Origin of the sequence: Idiomarina solivarensis, assembly GCF_033052755.1 — a bacterium.
Classification (GTDB): Bacteria; Pseudomonadota; Gammaproteobacteria; order Enterobacterales; family Alteromonadaceae; genus Idiomarina.
In genome coordinates this window covers 1-3,388 of the sequence record NZ_JAVFHZ010000013.1, presented here as the reverse complement: position 1 = coordinate 3,388, position 3,388 = coordinate 1, and the positions used below count along the sequence as shown (strand labels likewise).

Sequence of the window (3,388 nt, the reverse complement as noted above, 5' to 3'; positions counted from 1 at the left end):
CGGGGCCATAGCTCAGCTGGGAGAGCGCCTGCCTTGCACGCAGGAGGTCAGCGGTTCGATCCCGCTTGGCTCCACCATTTCTTCTCTTAGTAACCGTTAGCGTTAAGCGTTCTTAATTAAGAATCCTTACCGGTAACTTAGTGTTACGTGCTCTTTAACAACATGAAAAGCTGATTGTAAATATTAAAGTAAGAAATGCCACTCTACTTGAACAAACTGATTTGGTAGAGGCGTATCGAACTTGTGTACAGCGAGAACAAACAATCTTGGTCACGTATGCCAGACACCTTCGGGTTGTATGGTTAAGTGACTAAGCGTACACGGTGGATGCCTAGGCAGTTGGAGGCGATGAAGGACGTACTAACTTGCGATAAGCCATGATAAGCCAGTAAGAGGCACTTGAGTCATGGATTTCCGAATGGGGAAACCCAGTGTGCTTGCACACTATCCGGCACTGAATCAATAGGTGCCAGGAAGCGAACCCGGAGAACTGAAACATCTAAGTACCCGGAGGAAAAGAAATCAACCGAGATTTCCCTAGTAGCGGCGAGCGAACGGGAAGCAGCCCTTAAGCTTAACTTGTGCTAACAGAATCCGATGGGAAGCGGAGCCACAGACGGTGAGAGCCCGGTATGTGAAGGCGCATGATAAGTGAAATCGAGTAGGTCGGGACACGTGATATCCTGACTGAATATGGGGGGACCATCCTCCAAGGCTAAATACTCCCAACTGACCGATAGTGAACCAGTACCGTGAGGGAAAGGCGAAAAGAACCCCGGCGAGGGGAGTGAAACAGAACCTGAAACCGTGTACGTACAAGCAGTAGGAGCGGACTTGTTCCGTGACTGCGTACCTTTTGTATAATGGGTCAGCGACTTATATTCTGTAGCAAGGTTAACCGTATAGGGAAGCCGTAGGGAAACCGAGTCTTAACTGGGCGTTGAGTTGCAGGGTATAGACCCGAAACCGGGCGATCTAACCATGAGCAGGTTGAAGATTGAGTAACATCAATTGGAGGACCGAACCCACTTATGTTGAAAAATGAGGGGATGACTTGTGGCTAGGAGTGAAAGGCTAATCAAGCCCGGAGATAGCTGGTTCTCCCCGAAATCTATTTAGGTAGAGCCTCGGACGAATACCATTGGGGGTAGAGCACTGTTTGGGCTAGGGGGTCATCCCGACTTACCAACCCCATGCAAACTCCGAATACCAATGAGTACTATCCGGGAGACACACGGCGGGTGCTAACGTCCGTCGTGAAGAGGGAAACAACCCAGACCGCCAGCTAAGGTCCCGAAGTTATGGCTCAGTGGGAAACGATGTGGGAAGGCAGAGACAGCTAGGAGGTTGGCTTAGAAGCAGCCATCCTTTAAAGAAAGCGTAATAGCTCACTAGTCGAGTCGGCCTGCGCGGAAGATGTAACGGGGCTAAGCCATACACCGAAGCTGCGGCTGCATGATTTATCATGCGGGGTAGGGGAGCGTTCTGTAAGTGGGCGAAGGTGGTTCGAGAGGACTGCTGGACATATCAGAAGTGCGAATGCTGACATGAGTAACGATAATGGGAGTGAAAAACTCCCACGCCGGAAGACCAAGGTTTCCTATCCCATGCTAATCAGGGTAGGGTAAGTCGGCCCCTAAGGCGAGGCGGAAACGCGTAGTCGATGGAAAACAGGTCAATATTCCTGTACCGATGTTCATTGCGATGGGGGGACGGAGAAGGCTAGGTGAGCCGGGCGTTGGTAGTCCCGGTGAAAGTGCGTAGGCTGAGGACTTAGGTAAATCCGGGTCCTTAAGGCCGAGACACGAGACGAGCACCCACGGGTGCGAAGTCATTGATGCCATGCTTCCGGGAAAAGCCTCTAAGCTTCAGATGAACATTGACCGTACCCCAAACCGACACAGGTGGTCAGGTAGAGAATACTAAGGCGCTTGAGAGAACTCGGGTGAAGGAACTAGGCAAAATAGTACCGTAACTTCGGGAGAAGGTACGCCACTGGTGGTGATTGACTTCGCGTCATGAGCTGCTGGTGGTCGCAGTGACCAGGTGGCTGGGACTGTTTATTAAAAACACAGCACTGTGCTAACACGAAAGTGGACGTATACGGTGTGACACCTGCCCGGTGCCGGAAGGTTAATTGATGGGGTTATCTTCGGAGAAGCTCTTGATCGAAGCCCCGGTAAACGGCGGCCGTAACTATAACGGTCCTAAGGTAGCGAAATTCCTTGTCGGGTAAGTTCCGACCTGCACGAATGGTGTAACCATGGCCACGCTGTCTCCACCCGAGACTCAGTGAAATTGAAATCGCAGTGAAGATGCTGTGTACCCGCGGCTAGACGGAAAGACCCCGTGAACCTTTACTACAGCTTGGCACTGAACATTGAACCTACATGTGTAGGATAGGTGGGAGGCTTTGAAGCATTGGCGCCAGTTGATGTGGAGCCACCCTTGAAATACCACCCTTGTATGTTTGATGTTCTAACATTGGCCCCTTATCGGGGTTGTGGACAGTGCCTGGTGGGTAGTTTGACTGGGGCGGTCTCCTCCCAAAGAGTAACGGAGGAGCACGAAGGTTGGCTAAGTACGGTCGGACATCGTACGGTTAGTGCAATGGCAGAAGCCAGCTTAACTGCGAGACAGACACGTCGAGCAGATACGAAAGTAGGTCATAGTGATCCGGTGGTTCTGAATGGAAGGGCCATCGCTCAACGGATAAAAGGTACTCCGGGGATAACAGGCTGATACCGCCCAAGAGTTCATATCGACGGCGGTGTTTGGCACCTCGATGTCGGCTCATCACATCCTGGGGCTGAAGTCGGTCCCAAGGGTATGGCTGTTCGCCATTTAAAGTGGTACGCGAGCTGGGTTTAGAACGTCGTGAGACAGTTCGGTCCCTATCTGCCGTGGGCGTTTGAGAGTTGAGAGGAGCTGCTCCTAGTACGAGAGGACCGGAGTGGACGAACCCCTGGTGTTCGGGTTGTCATGCCAATGGCATTGCCCGGTAGCTACGTTCGGAATCGATAACCGCTGAAAGCATCTAAGCGGGAAGCGAGCCTCGAGATAAGCTCTCACTAGCACTTAGAGTGCTCTGAAGGGTTGTTGGAGACTACAACGTTGATAGGCGGGGTGTGGAAGCGTAGTAATGCGTTGAGCTAACCCGTACTAATTGCCCGTGAGACTTAACCATACAACACCCAAGGTGTTTGGGACGTTACGCACAAGCGAGCGACTTTACCGAATCAAATTTAAGAGAGTGGCGTACTTTACGCTGCAGTCAGTTTTTACATGTTGTGACAGTTTATGTCTGGCGGCCATAGCGGTGTGGCACCACCTGAATCCATTCCGAACTCAGAAGTGAAACACACCAGCGCCGATGGTAGTGTGGGGT

The 3,388-nt window shown here is 51.7% G+C and carries 1 tRNA gene and 2 rRNA genes; all 3 read left to right on the top strand.

Annotated elements, in window-relative coordinates:
- The first annotated feature begins 1 nt into the window (after position 1).
- Positions 2 to 77 (top strand) — tRNA-Ala (locus RBK99_RS13405).
- Between the two features lie 223 nt (positions 78 to 300).
- A 23S ribosomal RNA gene (locus tag RBK99_RS13400) occupies positions 301 to 3,187 on the top strand.
- Between the two features lie 116 nt (positions 3,188 to 3,303).
- A 5S ribosomal RNA gene (gene rrf, locus RBK99_RS13395) occupies positions 3,304 to 3,388 on the top strand; the annotation flags it as partial.